Source organism: Burkholderia sp. Bp8986 (genome assembly GCF_003854225.1).
Taxonomy (GTDB): Bacteria; Pseudomonadota; Gammaproteobacteria; order Burkholderiales; family Burkholderiaceae; genus Burkholderia.
Map to the genome: position 1 here is coordinate 1 of NZ_QTQM01000050.1, position 17483 is coordinate 17483.

Below are 17483 nucleotides of genomic sequence, written 5' to 3' on the forward strand. Positions count from 1 at the left end.
GCCAAGCGCGATGCGAAGCGCGGGCTGGCGTCGCTGTGCATCGGCGGCGGGATGGGCGTCGCGCTCGCGGTCGAGCGTCCGTAACCGGTCGTCCGTCACTGCCAAACCAATCCGGGCGCCGGCCGATTGCGGCTTCGGCCGGTGCCACGTGAAGTCAGAGGGGCCTCCGGCGGCTCTCGAAACCAAAAAATGGAGTGAGATTTATGTCTCAGCGAATTGCGTACGTAACGGGCGGGATGGGCGGCATCGGCACCAGCATCTGCCAGCGTCTGTCGAAAGACGGCTTCAAGGTGGTCGCGGGTTGCGGCCCGAACTCGCCGCGTCGGGTGAAGTGGCTCGAGGACCAGAAGGCGCTCGGCTACGATTTCATCGCGTCGGAAGGCAACGTCGGCGACTGGGACTCGACCAAGGCAGCGTTCGACAAGGTCAAGGCTGAAGTCGGCGAGATCGACGTGCTGGTCAACAACGCGGGCATCACGCGCGACGTCGTGTTCCGCAAGATGACGCATGAAGACTGGACGGCCGTGATCGACACCAACCTGACGAGCCTGTTCAACGTGACGAAGCAGGTGATCGACGGGATGGTCGAGCGCGGCTGGGGCCGGATCATCAACATCTCGTCGGTGAACGGCCAGAAGGGGCAATTCGGCCAGACGAACTACTCGACCGCGAAGGCCGGCATCCACGGTTTCACGATGTCGCTCGCGCAGGAAGTCGCGACGAAGGGCGTGACGGTCAACACCGTGTCGCCCGGCTACATCGGCACCGACATGGTGAAGGCGATCCGTCCGGACGTGCTCGAGAAGATCGTCGCGACGATTCCGGTGCGGCGTCTCGGTGCGCCGGAGGAAATCGGCTCGATCGTCGCGTGGCTCGCATCGAACGATTCCGGCTTCGCGACCGGCGCCGACTTCTCGCTGAACGGCGGCCTGCACATGGGCTGAACGTCCGGGCTGCGCAGGCCGGACCGGCCGTGCAGCCTGGCGTTTCCGAAGGCCCCCGCCTCCCGGATCCGGGAGGCGGGGATTTGTCACTTGCGCTACGCTGCACCCAAAGGCGTTACATGACTACTACAAAGAAAACGGCCGAGCGGCTCATCAAGAAGTACCCGAACCGCCGGCTCTACGATACCGAGACGAGCACGTACATCACGCTGACCGACGTCAAGCAACTCGTGCTGGAACAGGAGGACTTCAAGGTCGTCGACGCGAAATCGAACGAAGACCTGACGCGCAGCATCCTGCTGCAGATCATCCTCGAGGAAGAGAGCGGCGGCGTGCCGATGTTCTCGTCGTCGATGTTGTCGCAGATCATCCGTTTCTACGGTCATGCGATGCAGGGCATGATGGGCACGTACCTGGAAAAGAACATCCAGGCGTTCATCGACATCCAGAACAAGCTCGCGGATCAATCGAAGAACCTGTACGAAGGCAACGCGATGAATCCGGAAGTCTGGTCGCAGTTCATGAACATGCAGGCGCCGATGATGCAAGGGATGATGACGAGCTACATCGAGCAGTCGAAGAACATGTTCGTGCAGATGCAGGAGCAGATGCAGAATCAGGCGAAGTCGATGTTCAGCACGTTCCCGTTCAAGCAACCGGGCACGCCGGAGCCGGAGAAGAAGTAACGAGGTCGCGGCAGGCTGGCCGCGGCGGCATGCGCCGCCGGACGGTCGGCGCCGCGACGTGTGGCGGTGAAATCAAACTGATCGTGTGCTCGGGCGCGACGGTGGTTGGCGGCCCGCCGCCGCTTGATGTCGCCGTCGGTCGTTCCTGATCGTCGGCACCAGATGCCTGTGCCCCTGCGCGGGGCGGGCATGACCGTCTTCCGGTCGATCGAATTCCAGATACTCAAGACAAGCGCGGCTGGTGTTGCGCCTGTCGGCGCGCGTTCGTGCCGGTCAGGGCCGGTGCCGTTGCGTCGGGTCCGTGCAACGGCACCTTGCTGCGAAGCGGGAGCAGTTCGCCCGTATCGCTCAAAGCGCCGGATCGAAGTCCTGATGATCGTCGGCCGGAGGCAGATCGAGTACGAGCTTCACCGCACAGTAGTTGGCCTTCAGCGAAAACACGCGGCCGATCACGAGAAACGTCTGCGGCGAATTCTCGAGCTCGACGAAGTCGCCAGGCTGCGGTACGTGGGCGCCCTGGTCATAGGAAAAGCTGGTGCTGGTCTGCTCGCCGATGGTTTCGGCGGCGTGCTCGGTGAATTCGATCGTGATGTGGGTGGTCATGCGAACCCCGTTGGGTAGGAAGTGGATGCCGCGATTTTCGCATAGCGGCGGGGCGGCGCTGGGGCGATTACTGGGCGGTGGCGCGGGGATGATCGGGGCCGTTGGATCATCACCGGAGGCATGAAAGGGTTGGATCAATCGTCCGTGGCGGCTCGATGCGCCCGCGCGCGCCGCATATTGGGGTGCCATCCACGGCACTCCGTCCGCCGGTTTTGCCTCGCTGACCCATAAATAGCTGTAAACTCACGCTTTTGCCGCCACGCCCCCACATTCCAGATGTCCCAGTCCCCCAAAGTAGGCTTCGTATCGCTCGGGTGCCCGAAAGCCCTCGTCGACTCCGAACAAATCATCACGCAGCTGCGTGCCGAAGGTTATGAAATCTCCGGCACCTACGACGGCGCCGACCTCGTCGTCGTCAACACCTGCGGCTTCATCGACGAAGCCGTGCAGGAAAGCCTCGACGCGATCGGCGAAGCGCTGACCGAGAACGGCAAGGTGATCGTCACCGGCTGCCTCGGCGCGAAGTCGAGCGCGAGCGGCTCGAACCTGATCGAGGAAGTCCACCCGAAGGTGCTCGCCGTCACCGGCCCGCACGCGGTGGGCGAAGTGATGCAGGCCGTGCATTCGCACCTGCCGAAGCCGCACGACCCGTTCACCGACCTGGTGCCGGCGGCCGGCATCAAGCTCACGCCGCGTCACTACGCATACCTGAAGATTTCCGAAGGCTGCAACCACCGTTGCACGTTCTGCATCATCCCGTCGATGCGCGGCGACCTCGTGTCGCGCCCGGTCGCCGAAGTGATGCTCGAAGCCGAGAACCTCTTCAAGTCCGGCGTGAAGGAACTGCTCGTGATCTCGCAGGACACGAGCGCATACGGCGTCGACGTGAAGTACCGCACCGGCTTCTGGAACGGCAAGCCGATCAAGACGCGCATGACCGACCTGGTCGCCGCGCTCGGCGAACTCGCCGCGCAGTACGGCGCATGGGTGCGCCTGCACTACGTGTACCCGTATCCGAGCGTCGACGAAGTCATTCCGCTGATGGCCGAAGGCCCGTTCAAGGGCCACGTGCTGCCGTATCTCGACGTGCCGTTCCAGCACGCGCATCCGGACGTGCTGAAGCGCATGAAGCGCCCGGCGAACGCCGAGAAGGTGCTCGAGCGCGTGCAGAAGTGGCGCGAGATCTGCCCGGACCTGACGATCCGCAGCACGTTCATCGCCGGCTTCCCCGGCGAGACGGAAGAACAGTTCGAAACGCTGCTCGACTTCATCCGCGAGGCGGAGCTCGATCGCGTCGGCTGCTTTGCGTATTCGCCGGTCGAAGGCGCGACCGCGAACGAACTCGACGGCGCGCTGCCGGACGAGGTGCGCGAAGAACGCCGCGCGCGCTTCATGGAAGTGGCCGAGGAAGTGTCGGCGCGGCGCATCCAGCGCAAGGTCGGCAAGACCCTCAAGGTGCTGATCGACGAAGTCGGCGAGGAAGGCGGCATCGGCCGCACGGCGGCGGATGCGCCGGAGATCGACGGCGTCGTCTACGTCGAGCCGGCGACCAAGGCGTCGAAGCGCTACAAGGTCGGCGATTTCGTGTCGGTGAAGATCACGGGCGCGGACGGCCACGACCTGTGGGGCGAGGTTTAAGCGATGACCGCCGCACTGCCGCAGATCCTCGCGCTCGGCGAGGCGATGATCGAATTCAACCAGTCGCAGCCGGGTCGGCCGGAGTTCCTGCAAGGCTTCGGCGGCGACACGTCGAACTTCTGCATCGCCGCGGCGCGCCAGGGCGCGTCGACGGGCTTCGTGTCGGCGATCGGCGACGATCCGTTCGGCCGCCTGCTGACCGAGATGTGGGCGGCGGAGCACGTCGATACGACGTACGTGCGGATCGACCGCACGGCGCCGACCGGCGTGTATTTCGTCACGCACGGCGCTGACGGCCACCAGTTCGACTATCTGCGCGCGGGTTCCGCGGCGAGCCGCTACGCAGTGACCGATCTGCCGCTCGATGCGCTGGCCGCGGCGCGGGCCGTGCACCTGTCCGGCATCAGCCTCGCGATCGGCACGGCCGCGTGCGACGCCGCGTTCGCGGCGATCGACCACGCGCGCAGCAACGGCGCGCAGGTCAGCTTCGACACGAACCTGCGCCTGAAGCTGTGGCCGCTGCCGCGCGCCCGCGCGGTGATGCGCGAAGCGCTGCGCCAGACGGACATCTGCCTGCCGAGCTGGGACGACGTCACGGCGCTCACCGGTGCGAACGATCGCGACGCGATCGTCGATGCGATGCTCGAGCACGGGCCGCGGGTCGTCGCGCTGAAACTCGGCAAGGAAGGCGCGTATGTCGCGACGCCGAACGAACGGCGCGTGGTGCCGGGCTTCGCGGTCGAGGCCGTCGACGCGACGGGCGCGGGCGACTGCTTCGGCGGTGCGTTCGTTGCGCGGATCGTCGCAGGCGACGATCCGTTCGCGGCTGCGCGTTATGCGAACGCGGCGGCGGCACTGTCGACGACCGGCTACGGTGCGGTCGCACCGATTCCGCGCCGCGACGCGGTGGAACGCCTGATGCAGGGCTGACGCGGCTCTCGCACGCCGGCTACGCGACGTGTTCACTCGAACGCCCGGATGACGGGCGACGTGAACGGCTGGCGAGCGGTGTGCGTACCGCGCTCGGCGCCTGCGCATCGGCGGTCGCCATGTGCGCGTGGCGATCGATGTGCAGCGGCGACGCGCAGCATGTCGCCGCGATTTTCGAGCGAATCTGAAGCAAGGAGCAACACAAGGTGGGTCGATATTCGCAATGGCAACGGGCGCTGGTGATTGCCGGCGCGCTGGCGGCGGGCCTCGCGATGCCGGGCGTGGTCGCGGCACAGGCTGCCGCGCCGGGCGCGCAGCAGGATGAAGTGGCGCCCGCCCGGCCGCTGCGGCCGAATCCGGAATTCGCCCGCCTGCCGCGCTACGAAGGCACGCTCGGCGATCGGCCGATCGTCGTGCATCTCGGCCCGAAGACGGACGAGGCGGGCGTGCACGGCGAATACCAGTTCACGGACACGGGCGAGGTGGTGCTGCTCGCCGGCGATCGCGACGGCGACACGCTCGAGATCGAGGAATCGAACGACGGCACGAACATCACGGGCGTGTGGATTGGTCGCTTCGACGCGACGGGCGAGCTGAAGGCCGACCGGATGAACTCGGACGAATCGGATCCGCAACCCGTCGTGCTGCGCCTGGCGCCGGGCAAGCGCGCGGCGCTGCAGGTACGCGACGGCCGCGTGCAGGAAATCGAGACGGTCGGCAACGTTGTCAATCTGCGCGCCGACGACTGAGCGCGCGCTGGCTCGGCGCATGCGGCGCGCATTGTACCGGGCCAACCGCGCCGATTTTGGCTAACCTAGCGACCTATTCCGCAACCGAACGGCCTTTCTCCGGGCCTCCTGCCATGACTGCATCCACTCCGAAGCGCGCACTCCAGACCCGCATCGTTCAACCCGACGACAACATCCCGGATGGCTTCCGTTCGTTCGTGCCGCCGGTCGAGCGTGCATCGACGGTCGTGTTCCCCGATCTCGCGACGATGCGCGCGCTGGTCTGGCACGACGACAACCAGTGGCGCTACGGGCTGCATGCGACCCCGACGTCGCTCGCGCTCGCGCAGCGGCTCGCCGAGATCGAAGGCGGCTCGCATGCGCTGCTGCAGCCGTCGGGTCTCGCGGCGATCATGAACGTCTATTTCGGGATCGTGAAGGCGGGCGACGACGTGTTGATCCCGCACAACGTCTACGGGCCGAACGCCGATCTCGGCAACTGGCTCGCGAAGGATTTCGGCATCACCGCGCGCTTCTACGATCCGCTCGTCGGCGCCGGCATCGCCGACCTGATCCAGCCGAACACGCGGCTGATCTGGATCGAGGCGCCGGGCTCGGTGACGATGGAAGTGCCCGACGTGCGTGCGATCACGGCGGTCGCGCAGGCGCGCGGCATCGTCACCGCGATCGACAACACGTATTCGGCCGGGCTCGCGTTCAAGCCGTTCGAGCATGGCGTCGACATCTCGGTGCAGGCGCTGACCAAGTATCAATCGGGCGGCAGCGACGTGCTGATGGGCGCGACGATCACCGCGAGCGCGGCGCTGCAGGCGCAACTGAAGCTCGCCCGGATGCGCTGCGGGATCGGCGTGTCGGTCGACGACTGCTCGCTCGTGCTGCGCAGCCTCCCGAGCATGCAGGTGCGCTTCGATGCGCACAGCAAGAGCGCGCTCGCGCTCGCGCAGTGGCTGAAGGCGCGCCCGGAGATCGCGGCCGTGCTGCATCCGCAACTGCCGGACTGTCCGGGGCACGCATCGTTCATGCGCGACTTCACCGGCGCGGGCGGGCTGTTCTCGGTGGTGTTCGACGAGCGCTACAGTGCCGAGAAGATCGATCGTTTCGTCGAGGCGCTCGAGCTGTTCTCGATCGGCTGGAGCTGGGGCGGCGCGTGCAGCCTCGCGATGCCTTACGACGTGGCGTCGATGCGCCCGGACTGGCCGCATCGCGGCACGCTGGTACGCTTCTACGTCGGTCTCGAAGACGAAGCCGACCTGCGCGCGGATATCGAGCGCGCGATGCAGTCCACGCTCGGCTGAGCACCGGACCCCGAGCGGAACAGCAAAACGCCCGCGCGATGCAACATCGCGCGGGCGTTTTTCATGGGCGGCTTGCGCGGATCGGAAATCAGAACAGCCGCAGCAGCCCGTCGAGGCCGACGTGGTCGAATGCGACGGTGGCGGCATCGCGCACGACGGGCTTCGCGTGGAACGCGACCGACAGCCCGGCTTCGGCCATCATCTTCAGGTCGTTCGAGCCGTCGCCCATCGCGATCGCACGGCTCGGCTCGATGCCGAGCGATGCGCAGGTGTCGCGCAGCAGGCGCGCCTTGACGTCGGCGTTGACGATCTCGCCGAGCACCTTGCCGGTCAGCTTGCCGTCGACGATCTCGAGCGTGTTCGCGTGCGCGAAGTCGATGCCGAGGCGCGCCTTCAGGCGCTCGGTGAAGAACGTGAAGCCGCCCGACACGAGCAGCGTCTTCAGGCCCGCGGCCTTCACGCCGGCGAGCATCGTCTCCGCGCCGGGCGACAGCTGCAGCCGTTCCTCGTACACGCGCTCGAGCGCCTGCGCGTCGAGCCCCGCGAGCAGCGCGACGCGGCGCGTGAGGCTTTCGTTGAAATCGCGGATCTCGCCGCGCATCGCCGCCTCGGTGATCTCGGCGACCTGCGTCTTCAGCCCGCAGAAATCGGCGATCTCGTCGATGCATTCGATCGTGATCAGCGTCGAGTCCATGTCCATCACGACGAGCCCGAACTCGCCGAGCGTGCGGCCGGCTTCGACGAAGCCGAAGTCGAGCGCATGCGTGCCGCAGTACGCGTCGATGTCGAGACGCTGCGCGGGGTTGGCGTTTTCGACGCGCAGCGCGTGATCGTCGGTCTGCACGATGCGGGTGCCGCGCGACAGCGCGAGCAGCGGTTTGTGATGCGCGTCCGACAACGGCGCGAGACTCTGGATGACGAGGTTGTGGGTCATGACGGAATGTTTGGAAGCGAATGAAACGCGTGCGCGGCCGGCATGCGGCCGCCTGCGAGCGCGGGCCCCGTTCGGCGTTGGGCCGTTGCGTCGCGAACGCGCCATTGTAGCCGGTTGGTATCCGATCGCGACCGGATCGCCGCCGGGAACCGGCGCGGGCGCCGTGCCGGGTGCCGCACGCACGGCGATTCGGCGGACGGTGCGGGCTATTCGGGCTATTCGTGCGATTGCCGGTCGCGATCCCAGTAAGGCGGATCGCCGAAGTGTTCGGCCAGGAACGCGATGAACGCGAGCGTCTTCAGCGGCACGTGTGCGCGGCTCGGATAGACGGCCCAGATCGCGACGTCGTTCGCGAACGGGTAGTCGTCGAGCACGGTGACGAGCGCGCCGCTCGCGAGCAGCGGGCCGACGTCCCAGGTCGACTTGATTGCGATGCCGAAGCCGTCGACGAGCGCTTCGCGGATCGCCTCGCCGTTGCTCGCGACGAGCCGGCCGCCGACCCGCACGGTGAGCGGGCCTTGCGGCGTGACGAACGACCAGTCGCGCTGGTCGCCGAGGATCACGCATTCGTGCTGCGCGAGGTCGGCCGGATGGCGCGGCGTGCCGTGTTCGGCGAGATACGCGGGCGAGCAGCACAGCACGCGCCGGTTCGTGGCGAGCCTGCGCGCGACCAGCGTCGAATCCTTCAGCGCGCCGAGGCGGATCGCGACGTCGTAGCCGTCGTCGACGAGGTCGACGATCTCGTCGGACAGCCGCAAGTCGAGCGACACGGACGGGTAGCGGCGCAGGAACGCGGGAATCACGGGCGCGACGTGCTGGCGGCCGAACGACGACGACATCGACACTTTCAGCCGCCCGTACGGCTCGCTGCGGCCGTGGCCGACCGAGGCGCGCGCGGCATCGGCGGCCGACAGCAGCGCCTCGGCGCGGGCCATGAAGACTTCGCCGTCCTGCGTTAGGCTGATGCGGCGCGTGGTGCGATGCAGCAACCGCGCGCCGAGCTGGCGCTCCAGCTGCGCGATGCGCGCGCTCGCGACCGCGGCCGATACGCCGAACTCGCGCCCGGCCGCGCTCACGTTCGCGAGCAGCGCGGCGCGCACGAACAGGCCGACGTCGAGCAGGTCGAGCGGCTTGTCGGGGGCTGCAATCGGATTGGACGTCATTATTCTGAAATTCCTGAAAATGTTTCAGGAAATATAGCGGTTTTCTCGAAGGATCGGGGCGCCTACGATGGCATGCATGGGGCTGCGCCGCGGCCCTCCCGATTTCCCTGAAGGAGTTTCGTGATGAAAGCCGTTGGACTGACCCGTTACCTGCCGATCGACGACCCGCAGGCGCTCGTCGACGTGGAACTGCCGCAACCGGTGCCGGGCCCGCGCGACCTGCTCGTGAAGGTCGAGGCGATCTCCGTGAACCCGGTCGACACCAAGGTGCGCGCGCCGAAACCGCAGGTCGAGGAGACGCCGCGCGTGCTCGGCTGGGATGCGGCCGGCACGGTCGTCGCGGTCGGTGCCGAGGTCACGCTGTTCCGGCCGGGCGACGAGGTGTTCTACGCGGGCAGCATCACGCGGCCCGGCGCGAACGGCGAATTCCACGCGGTCGACGAGCGGATCGCCGCGCTCAAGCCGCGCTCGCTCGATTTCGCGGCATCGGCCGCATTGCCGCTCACCGCGCTGACCGCCTGGGAGGCGCTGTTCGACCGGCTGCGCGTGTCGCCGCAGGGCGCCGACGCGGGCAAGTCGGTGCTGATCATCGGCGGCGCGGGCGGGGTGGGTTCGATCGCGATCCAGCTCGCGAAGACGCTCGCAGGGCTGCGCGTGATCGCGACCGCGTCGCGGCCGGCGTCGGCCGAATGGGTGCGCTCGCTCGGCGCGGACGACGTGGTCGATCATTTCGGCGACCTGCCCGCGCAACTGCGTGAAATCGGCCACCCGAGCGTCGACTACGTGCTGATCTTCAACGACACGGACCGTCATTTCCCTGCCGCGGCGGAAGTAATCCGCCCGCAGGGCGGCATTTGCACGATCGTCGAGAACGAGAAGCCGATTCCGGTCGAGCAACTGAAGGCGAAGAGCGCCGCGTTTCACTGGGAATTCATGTTCACGCGTGCGATGTTCGAGACGCCGGACATGATCGAGCAGCACAAGATCCTGAGCGAGGTGGCGCGGCTCGTCGACGGCGGCACGCTGCGCACGACGCTCGGCGAACAGCTCGGCACGATCAACGCCGCCAACGTGCGGCGCGCGCATCAGCTGCTCGAAGCCGGGCGCGCGATCGGCAAGCTGGTGCTGAGCGGCTTCTGAGTGCCGCAGACCCGTCGCTTCGCGCCAGGCGCCGATGGGCATCCCCCAAGGGGACTTCCTTCGGGGCGGAAAACCTGGGTCTGCCCGGCGTGTTCCCGAGCGCCGGCGTCGCGCGTACGGGATGCGGCGTCGCGAACGCAAGCGGGGTAACACCCGATGCGTTTGCGGCGCATTGCATGCCGCTTGGCGGTAGACTGGCAACGCATCATGCATCGAAAACCGCGCGGCACGCGCGTGCCGCCGCATTACAAGGAGGTCAGCATGAGCCAACGCAGCTTGTCAGTCGCCGCATCGTGGTCTGCCGTGTTCGCGGCGGCGTGCGTCAGCGCGAGCGTATTCGCGGCGCCGCCGGTCAAGGGCAGCCTGAAGGGCGGCGGGACAGGGCAGCTCGAATACACCGTCAAGGTCGATTCGAAGACCTTCGGCAATACGCAGGAGACCCGCAAGATCCGCTCGGGCGAAACGGACGACTTCAACTGGAAGTCGGTGCCGCCGGGCGGCGCGGTCGCGATGCCGGACGGTTGCCCGAACGCCGACAACCTGCCGCGCGACGCGAATGGCGCGATGGTGCGCCAGACCCAGGTGCGGCTCGCGCCGTCGGTCGACGCGAAGGGGATCGCGAACGTGCAGATGAGCTTCCAGGCGGCCGCGCCGAAAGGCACGCGCAACGTGAGCGCGGGCGGCAAGTCGCTGCAGTGCCCGGATGTCGTGTCGGTGAGCCAGGTCAAGTGGGTGTCGATTTCGACCAATGGCGGCTCGAAGTCCGTCTCGATGAGCGACGGCACGAAAGTGACGGTGTCGATCAAGCGCTGAGCGGTGCGCGCGGGCCGGCAAGACGTCCGGTGCGTGCGCAACCAACCGCGATGCGTATCCGGTGATCCGGGCAGTGCCGCGCGTGACGGTTTCGTGGCGCGCGGCTTCGCGTATTTCCGTTGTTTGAGGTTTGATGTGCGTCACGTCCGGTGCGCACCGACAGCGCGGCCATTCGCCCCCCGGCGCGCGTGACGTGATGCGGATGTCGCGCTATCCTCCCGGGCTTCTCCCTCTTCCCCGTACGACATCCCGATGAAACATTGCATGCGCGCGCTGCTGTCGGCCGCTGCGTTCGTCGCCACCCATGCGCAGGCGGCCGACGATTGCAGCTTCGCGAAGAAAGTCGACCTGCCGTCGCGACGGCAGGTCGCCGTCGTGTCGAGCGGCGCACTCGAGCCGTGTTCGACCGGCAGCTATGCGGTGCGCGTGTATTCGACCGCGCATGCCGCGCCCGGCTTCGATACGGACGACTACGTAACCGGTGTGCTGCATGCGCGTGACGGCACCGTCGCCGACGCCTTCACGGCCGACCTCGGTGCGCGTGCGCCGCAGGCGCTCGTCGTCACGACGCGCTCGGCCGGCAGCGGCGGTTATGTCGGCGCGCAGGCCTATGTGACGACACCACGCGCGGTGCGGCTCGTCGCGTCGGTCGACGGGCTGGCGCCCGACGCCGACGTCAAGGCCGCGTTGCGCCAGGCCCTCGGCAAACGCCGCAGCGCCCGCTGACCGCACGCCGCGCCAATGCCGCGCGGGTCGCGGCGCCGCGCGTCAATGCGCGCGTTCCTCGAGCCGCGATGCGAGAAAGCGGTGATCGGCGGAGAACAGCCGGCGATACGTCATCAGCACCGCGCCGACCGTGCCGAGCGCGGACGCCGCGGCGATCAGGAACATGATCACGATCTGGTAGCGCACGGCCTGCAGCGGCGACTGGCCGGCCAGCACCTGGCCGGTCATCATCCCCGGCAGGCTCACGACACCGACGACGGCCATCTGGTTGAGCGTCGGCAGCATGCCCGCACGCACGGCCTGGCGCGCGGCGTCCTGCGCGGCTTCCCAGCGCGTCGCGCCGAGCGCGAGCGCGGTCTCGACGCGGTCGCGCCGTGCCGTCAGTTCCTCCATCATCCGTTCGACGCCGAGCGACACGCCCGTGAGCGTATTGCCGAGGATCATCCCGAGGATCGGGATCGCATATTGCGGCGTGTACCACGGATGAATGCGGATCACGACGAACAGCCCGATCGCCGCGACGAACCAGCTGCTGAACCAGATGGACGCGATGCTGTCGACGCGCTGTCCGCGATACGTGCGCTTGCCGCGGCCGGCGCCCGCAAAGCCCGCGATCAGCGTCATCAACGCGGTCAGCGGCAGCACGACGGTCCAGTGCGGATGGCCGAACACCCAGCCGAGCACGTAGCCGATCGCGAGCAGCTGCACGACGGTGCGCACGGCGGCGAGCGCGAGCTTGCGCCCGAGGCCGAGCGACAGCGCCGCGGAGATCGCGCCGTTGACCGCGACGAGCGCGGCGGCGATGCCGACGTCGACGAGACTCAGATCCTGCAGTGCCGGGCTCATCGTGCCGCCTCCGTCGTGCTCGCGGCGGCGTGCAGCACGCCGGCCTGCATCACGAGCCGCGTCGTGCCGATCCGTGCGGCCTGCGCCGGATCGTGCGAGATCCACATGCAGGCGCGCGCATCGGGGGCCGCGTCGAACCAGGCGCCGACGAGCGCTTCGATCGCGCGCGTGGAGTCGGGGTCGAGCGCGGACGTCGGCTCGTCGAGCAGCAGCACGTCGGGGTCGAGTTGCAGCACGCGCAGCAGCGCGGCGATCTGCGCTTCGCCGCCCGACAGTTCGCTCGCGCGCTTGTCGAGAAAATCGGCGCCGCGACCGGCGCGGGCCGCGAGCGCTTCGGCGCGCGCACGGTCGAACGTCGCGTCGCGATAGATCGCGAGCGAGTACGGATAGCGCAATTGCGCCTCGACGGTGCCGTCCATCTGCGCGGGTCGCTGGCGCACGTAGGCGACGCTGCGCCGGTAGCGCGGAATCGCATTGCGCCTGATCCGCTTGCCGCGCCACAGGATCTGACCGCCGTCGAGCGGATCGAGCAGCGCGAGCGCGCGCAGCAGCACGCTCTTGCCGGAACCCGATGGTCCGGTGATAGCAATTCGCGATCCCGCGGCGAGGCTGAAGTCGGTCGGCGCCAGCAAAGTCTTGCCGCTGCTGGCGTCGCGGCGCGTGATGTGCTGCGCATCGATGAGACCGGTCGGGGCTGTCATGTCGAAAATGAAAAAAAGCGTTAATGGCGCCGAGGCGTCGTCGGAGCGTGCGTCATAATACAGATTGAAAAGCCGCCAGTGTCGTGCTTCGTTCATTCACGCACGTGGCCCGACATGGCGTGCACACTCTGCATAACAACAACGGAATCGCCATGACGCTAGCCCGAGCCATCGGCAAATCGGCTGCATGGATCGTCTGCATCGTCGCACTGATCATCGCGGCCGCCGGCATTTTTATCGTCACGTTCGACTGGAACCGCGCGAAACCGTGGGTCAACGAACATGTGAGTACCGCGCTTGGCCGTTCGTTTGCGATCAACGGCGATCTCAAGGTCGGCTGGCGTCGCCCGGACGGCGAGACCGGCTGGCGCGCATGGGTTCCCTGGCCGAGCTTCTCGGCCACGCAACTCGAGATCGGCAATCCGGACTGGGCGAAGGGGCCCAGGTTCGCCACGGTCGACGCCGCGCATTTCGATCTCGCCATCCTGCCGCTCCTCGCGCACGAAATCGTCATTCCGTCGATCGATGTCGTCAATCCCGCGGTCGACCTCGAGCGGCTCGCCGACGGCCGCAATACGTGGACCTTCCAGTTCAAGCAATCCGCGCAACCGTCGCCGTGGAAGGTGCGGCTCGACAGCTTCGGGTTCGCGAAGGGCATCGTCACGTATCGCGATGCGATCACGAAGGCCGATCTCACGGTCGCGATCGATACGCTCGGCCAGCCGATTCCGCTCGGCGACGTGCTGAAGGAACAGGAACAGAGGTCGCGTGCGGCATCGGCCCAGCGCGTCGGCAAGCACGGCGCCGCGCAATTGAGCGCGAAGGCGAATGCGGAAGCCGCATCGGGTGCGTCGGCGCCGCAGGCGGCGAGCGGGGCGTCTGCCGTTGCGGCGTCGGGAGTGTCCGGCGCCGCTCCGGCTACTTCGGTTTCCTCTGCATCGACGGCCGCGCCGGCACCCGGCGCGAGCGGTGCGTCAGGTGCATCCGGTGCGTCGGCGGCCGCCGCGCCCGCGAAGCCGTCCGGCCCGACCTATGCGTTCGGGCTCAAGGTCGACGGCCGCTACAAGAACGTGCCGATCAGCGGCACCGGCAAGGTGGGCGGCGTGCTGGCGATCGAGAAGTCGACGCAGCCGTTCCCGCTGCAGGCCGACGTGAAGGCCGGCGACACGCGGCTCGCGATCGTCGGTACGCTGACCGACCCGATGCATCTCGCGGCGCTCGACCTGCGGTTATGGCTGCAGGGCACGTCGATGTCGCACCTCTACCAGATTACCGGCATCACGCTGCCCGACACGCCGCCGTATGCGACCGAAGGGCGGCTGATCGGCAACATCAAGCAGAACGCCAGCACGTTCCGCTACGAGGACTTCAACGGCCGCGTGGGCGGCAGCGATCTGCGCGGCACGCTCACCTGGGCGCAGCGCGAGCCGCGGCCGAAGCTGTCGGGCGAGCTCGAGTCGAAACTGCTGCAGTTCTCCGACCTCGCGCCGGTGATCGGCGCCGACACGGCCGCGAGCAAGGCCAAGCGCGGCGACACGACGCGCCAGCCGCCGGACCGCGTGCTGCCGGTTTCGAGGTTCCGCACCGAGCGCTGGAGCGCGATCGACGCGGACGTGAAGTTCACCGGCCGCAAGCTGATCAAGAGCCCGCAGCTGCCGATTACCGACCTGTACACGCACGTTCTGCTGCAGGACGGCGTGCTGACGCTCGAGCCGCTGAAGTTCGGCGTCGCGGGCGGCACGCTCGCGACCACCGCGCATCTGGACGGCAGCCGCACGCCGCTCAAGGGCCGCTTCACGCTGTCCGCGCGTCACCTGAGGCTCAAGCAGCTGTTCCCGACGCAGAAGGTGATGCAGACTGCGCTCGGCGAGATCAACGGCGACGCGTCGCTGTCGGCGACCGGCAACTCGCCGGCCGCGCTCGCGGGTACCTCGACCGGCGAAGTGAAGGCGCTCATCACGGATGGCCGCATCAGCCTGCTGCTGATGGAGGCGGCGGGGCTGAACGTCGCGAACGTCGTCTACGAGAAGCTGTTCGGCACTCGCGACGTGAATATCAACTGCGCGGCGATCGACTTCGTCGCGACCGACGGGATGCTCGACCCCAAGGTGTTCGCGCTCGACACGGACGATGCGCTGATCAACGTCGACGGCCCGGTCAACCTGCGCGACGAATCGATCGACCTCAAGATCCACCCGCACACGAAGGGTTTCCGGGTCTTCTCGCTGCGCTCGCCGCTGTATGCGAAGGGCACGTTCAAGAACCCGAAGGTCGGCGTCGACGCGGGCGCGCTCGCGCTGCGCGCCGGCGCGATGGTCGGGCTCGGCCTGATCAACCCGTTCGCGGCGCTGGTTCCGCTGATCGCGCCGAGCAACAACCGCGACGTGCCGTGCGCGGAGCTGTTCGGGCAAATGAAGGAGAAGGCGGCGCAGAAGCGCGCGGCGAAGGAAGGCAAGTAGGGGCCCCGACGGGGGGCGCCGGCGCCGCGCGCGGCGGCCCGGCTGGCGGGGCCGGAACAGTGTGGTCGGCAGTTTCTCCGACACCTGCTAAAATACACGGTTTTCCGTCGATTTCTCTCTTACGGGACCTGCCGTGCTTTCTACTGCCAACATCACGATGCAATTCGGGCCGAAGCCCTTGTTCGAGAATATCTCGGTCAAATTCGGCGAGGGCAACCGCTATGGTCTGATCGGCGCGAACGGCTGCGGCAAGTCGACCTTCATGAAGATCCTGGGCGGCGACCTCGAGCCGAGCGCCGGCAACGTCGCGCTGGAGCCGAACGTGCGCCTGGGCAAGCTGCGCCAGGACCAGTTCGCGTATGAAGACGTGCGCGTGCTCGACGTCGTGATGATGGGCCACACCGAAATGTGGGCCGCGATGACCGAGCGCGACGCGATCTACGCGAACCCGGAAGCCACCGACGACGACTACATGCACGCGGCCGAGCTCGAAGGCAAGTTCGCCGAATACGGCGGCTACGACGCCGAGGCGCGCGCGGGCGCGCTGCTGCTCGGCATCGGCATCGAGGAGAAGTTCCACAACGGCACGATGGCCGACGTCGCGCCGGGCTGGAAGCTGCGCGTGCTGCTCGCGCAGGCGCTGTTCTCGAAGCCGGACGTGCTGCTGCTCGACGAACCGACCAACAACCTGGACATCAACTCGATCCGTTGGCTCGAGCACACGCTCAACGAGTACAACTCGACGATGATCATCATCTCGCACGATCGTCACTTCCTGAACTCGGTGTGCACGCACATGGCCGACATGGACTACGGCACGCTGAAGGTCTGGCCGGGCAACTACGACGACTACATGCTCGCATCGGCACAGGCGCGCGAGCGCCAGGCCGCGGCGAACGCGCGCGCGAAGGAACGCGTGGCCGAGCTGCAGGACTTCGTGCGCCGCTTCTCGGCGAACAAGTCGAAGGCCCGCCAGGCAACGAGCCGCGCGAAGCAGATCGACAAGATCAAGATCGAGGAATTCAAGCCGTCGTCGCGTCAGAACCCGTTCATCCGCTTCGAGTTCGAGAAGAAGCTGCACAACGTCGCGGTGGTCGCCGAAGACATCACGAAGAAGTACGAGCGCACGATCTTCCAGAACTTCAACCTGTCGGTGCAGCCGGGCGAGCGCATCGCGATCATCGGCGAGAACGGCGCGGGCAAGACGACGCTGCTGCGTTCGCTGCTCGGCGCGCTGCAGCTCGATCACGGCACGGTGAAGTGGTCGGAGAACGCGAACGTCGGCTACATGCCGCAGGATACGTACGAGGAGTTCCCGAACGACATCACGCTGATGGACTGGATCGACCAGTACCGCAAGGACGGCGACGACGAAACGATGGTGCGCGGCACGCTGGGCCGCCTGCTGTTCTCGTCGGACGACATCAAGAAGTCGGTGAAGGTGCTGTCGGGCGGCGAGAAGGGCCGCATGATCTGGGGCAAGCTGATGCTCGGCCGCCACAACGTGCTGCTGATGGACGAGCCGACCAACCACATGGACATGGAGTCGATCGAGTCGCTGCAGATCGCGCTCGAGCAGTTCGAAGGCACGCTGATCTTCGTGTCGCACGACCGCGAATTCGTGAGCGGGCTGGCGAACCGGATCATCGAAGTGCGCACGGACGGCACGCTGTTCGACTTCGGCGGGAATTACGAGGAGTTCCTGACGAGTCAGGGGCAGGAGTAATTGCCCGGGCGGCCATGCCCGACCTGATGTACCGGAAGCCCGCCAGGTGCAAGCCTGGCGGGTTTTTTCGTATCCGGGCAGATGTTCGCCGTTACCGGATCGGCACGACGGCCATTGAAGGGAAAATGTC

General features: G+C 67.2%; 16 protein-coding genes. 11 read left to right on the forward strand and 5 right to left on the reverse strand.

All coding sequences use genetic code 11. The features are described 5' to 3' along the window. Positions 1–203: 203 nt before the first annotated feature. The gene (locus tag DID99_RS31100; RefSeq protein ID WP_059537451.1) at positions 204–944 is read left to right on the forward strand and encodes a 3-ketoacyl-ACP reductase; all 741 of its coding nucleotides are present in this window, start codon (positions 204–206) and stop codon (positions 942–944) included. Between the two features lie 119 nt (positions 945–1063). Then, positions 1064–1630, forward strand: coding sequence for a polyhydroxyalkanoate synthesis repressor PhaR (gene phaR / locus DID99_RS31105; RefSeq protein WP_006478701.1), 567 nt, complete (start codon positions 1064–1066; stop codon positions 1628–1630). 348 nt (positions 1631–1978) lie between these two features. Here the strand turns inward: phaR and DID99_RS31110 are convergent, their stop codons facing one another. Beyond that, positions 1979–2233 (reverse strand): hypothetical protein, encoded by a 255-nt coding sequence (locus DID99_RS31110; RefSeq protein WP_124485713.1) that lies wholly within the window; start codon positions 2231–2233, stop codon positions 1979–1981. A 276-nt stretch (positions 2234–2509) separates the two neighbouring features. On the opposite strand from DID99_RS31110, the gene rimO reads away from it, so the two are divergent. The 4 genes from rimO (at position 2510) to DID99_RS31130 (ending at position 6845) form a co-directional block, all read left to right on the forward strand. Next, positions 2510–3871 (forward strand): 30S ribosomal protein S12 methylthiotransferase RimO, encoded by a 1362-nt coding sequence (rimO, locus tag DID99_RS31115; RefSeq protein ID WP_044848901.1) that lies wholly within the window; start codon positions 2510–2512, stop codon positions 3869–3871. 3 nt (positions 3872–3874) lie between these two features. Continuing rightward, complete coding sequence (locus DID99_RS31120; RefSeq protein WP_124570548.1) at positions 3875–4801, forward strand: sugar kinase; 927 nt, start codon at positions 3875–3877, stop codon at positions 4799–4801. Between the two features lie 206 nt (positions 4802–5007). Next, the gene (locus DID99_RS31125; protein WP_124570547.1) at positions 5008–5550 is read left to right on the forward strand and encodes a hypothetical protein; all 543 of its coding nucleotides are present in this window, start codon (positions 5008–5010) and stop codon (positions 5548–5550) included. 113 nt (positions 5551–5663) lie between these two features. After that, positions 5664–6845: a cystathionine beta-lyase gene (locus tag DID99_RS31130; RefSeq protein WP_124668233.1), complete on the forward strand. Its 1182-nt coding sequence runs from the start codon at positions 5664–5666 to the stop codon at positions 6843–6845. A gap of 88 nt (positions 6846–6933) precedes the next feature. On the opposite strand, the gene serB is transcribed toward DID99_RS31130, so the two are convergent. Continuing rightward, a complete protein-coding gene (gene serB / locus DID99_RS31135; RefSeq protein ID WP_124668234.1) occupies positions 6934–7779 on the reverse strand; it encodes a phosphoserine phosphatase SerB in 846 nt (281 codons plus the stop codon). 215 nt (positions 7780–7994) lie between these two features. Beyond that, entirely contained in the window at positions 7995–8942 is a 948-nt protein-coding gene (locus DID99_RS31140; RefSeq protein ID WP_124668235.1) for a LysR family transcriptional regulator, read from the reverse strand. Between the two features lie 123 nt (positions 8943–9065). Here DID99_RS31140 and DID99_RS31145 point away from each other — a divergent pair, with 123 nt between their 5' ends. The 3 genes from DID99_RS31145 (at position 9066) to DID99_RS31155 (ending at position 11621) form a co-directional block, all read left to right on the forward strand. Continuing rightward, positions 9066–10082: a zinc-binding alcohol dehydrogenase family protein gene (locus tag DID99_RS31145; RefSeq protein ID WP_124668236.1), complete on the forward strand. Its 1017-nt coding sequence runs from the start codon at positions 9066–9068 to the stop codon at positions 10080–10082. 261 nt (positions 10083–10343) lie between these two features. Then, a complete protein-coding gene (locus DID99_RS31150; protein WP_124485415.1) occupies positions 10344–10895 on the forward strand; it encodes a DUF6013 family protein in 552 nt (183 codons plus the stop codon). A 252-nt stretch (positions 10896–11147) separates the two neighbouring features. After that, positions 11148–11621: a PliI family lysozyme inhibitor of I-type lysozyme gene (locus DID99_RS31155; RefSeq protein ID WP_124668237.1), complete on the forward strand. Its 474-nt coding sequence runs from the start codon at positions 11148–11150 to the stop codon at positions 11619–11621. Between the two features lie 42 nt (positions 11622–11663). On the opposite strand, the gene DID99_RS31160 is transcribed toward DID99_RS31155, so the two are convergent. Then, positions 11664–12467, reverse strand: coding sequence for an ABC transporter permease (locus DID99_RS31160; RefSeq protein ID WP_124485417.1), 804 nt, complete (start codon positions 12465–12467; stop codon positions 11664–11666). Continuing rightward, on the reverse strand, positions 12464–13168 hold the full coding sequence (locus DID99_RS31165) for an ATP-binding cassette domain-containing protein (RefSeq protein ID WP_124485418.1): 705 nt from the start codon (positions 13166–13168) through the stop codon (positions 12464–12466). The genes DID99_RS31160 and DID99_RS31165 overlap by 4 nt, the downstream gene beginning before the upstream one ends. A gap of 152 nt (positions 13169–13320) precedes the next feature. On the opposite strand from DID99_RS31165, the gene DID99_RS31170 reads away from it, so the two are divergent. Then, the gene (locus tag DID99_RS31170; RefSeq protein ID WP_124668238.1) at positions 13321–15627 is read left to right on the forward strand and encodes an AsmA family protein; all 2307 of its coding nucleotides are present in this window, start codon (positions 13321–13323) and stop codon (positions 15625–15627) included. A gap of 133 nt (positions 15628–15760) precedes the next feature. Further along, positions 15761–17353, forward strand: coding sequence for an ABC-F family ATPase (locus DID99_RS31175; RefSeq protein ID WP_044848912.1), 1593 nt, complete (start codon positions 15761–15763; stop codon positions 17351–17353). Positions 17354–17483 lie beyond the last annotated feature (130 nt).

Excerpts from the sequence above, each read along its gene's own strand:
- DID99_RS31100 (WP_059537451.1), top strand. The coding sequence starts at position 204 with ATGTCTCAGCGAATTGCGTACGTAACGGGCGGGATGGGCGGCATCGGC.
- phaR (WP_006478701.1), top strand. The coding sequence starts at position 1,064 with ATGACTACTACAAAGAAAACGGCCGAGCGGCTCATCAAGAAGTACCCG.
- DID99_RS31110 (WP_124485713.1), bottom strand. The coding sequence starts at position 2,233 with ATGACCACCCACATCACGATCGAATTCACCGAGCACGCCGCCGAAACC.
- rimO (WP_044848901.1), top strand. The coding sequence starts at position 2,510 with ATGTCCCAGTCCCCCAAAGTAGGCTTCGTATCGCTCGGGTGCCCGAAA.
- DID99_RS31120 (WP_124570548.1), top strand. The coding sequence starts at position 3,875 with ATGACCGCCGCACTGCCGCAGATCCTCGCGCTCGGCGAGGCGATGATC.
- DID99_RS31130 (WP_124668233.1), top strand. The coding sequence starts at position 5,664 with ATGACTGCATCCACTCCGAAGCGCGCACTCCAGACCCGCATCGTTCAA.
- serB (WP_124668234.1), bottom strand. The coding sequence starts at position 7,779 with ATGACCCACAACCTCGTCATCCAGAGTCTCGCGCCGTTGTCGGACGCG.
- DID99_RS31140 (WP_124668235.1), bottom strand. The coding sequence starts at position 8,942 with ATGACGTCCAATCCGATTGCAGCCCCCGACAAGCCGCTCGACCTGCTC.
- DID99_RS31145 (WP_124668236.1), top strand. The coding sequence starts at position 9,066 with ATGAAAGCCGTTGGACTGACCCGTTACCTGCCGATCGACGACCCGCAG.
- DID99_RS31150 (WP_124485415.1), top strand. The coding sequence starts at position 10,344 with ATGAGCCAACGCAGCTTGTCAGTCGCCGCATCGTGGTCTGCCGTGTTC.
- DID99_RS31155 (WP_124668237.1), top strand. The coding sequence starts at position 11,148 with ATGAAACATTGCATGCGCGCGCTGCTGTCGGCCGCTGCGTTCGTCGCC.
- DID99_RS31160 (WP_124485417.1), bottom strand. The coding sequence starts at position 12,467 with ATGAGCCCGGCACTGCAGGATCTGAGTCTCGTCGACGTCGGCATCGCC.
- DID99_RS31165 (WP_124485418.1), bottom strand. The coding sequence starts at position 13,168 with ATGACAGCCCCGACCGGTCTCATCGATGCGCAGCACATCACGCGCCGC.
- DID99_RS31170 (WP_124668238.1), top strand. The coding sequence starts at position 13,321 with ATGACGCTAGCCCGAGCCATCGGCAAATCGGCTGCATGGATCGTCTGC.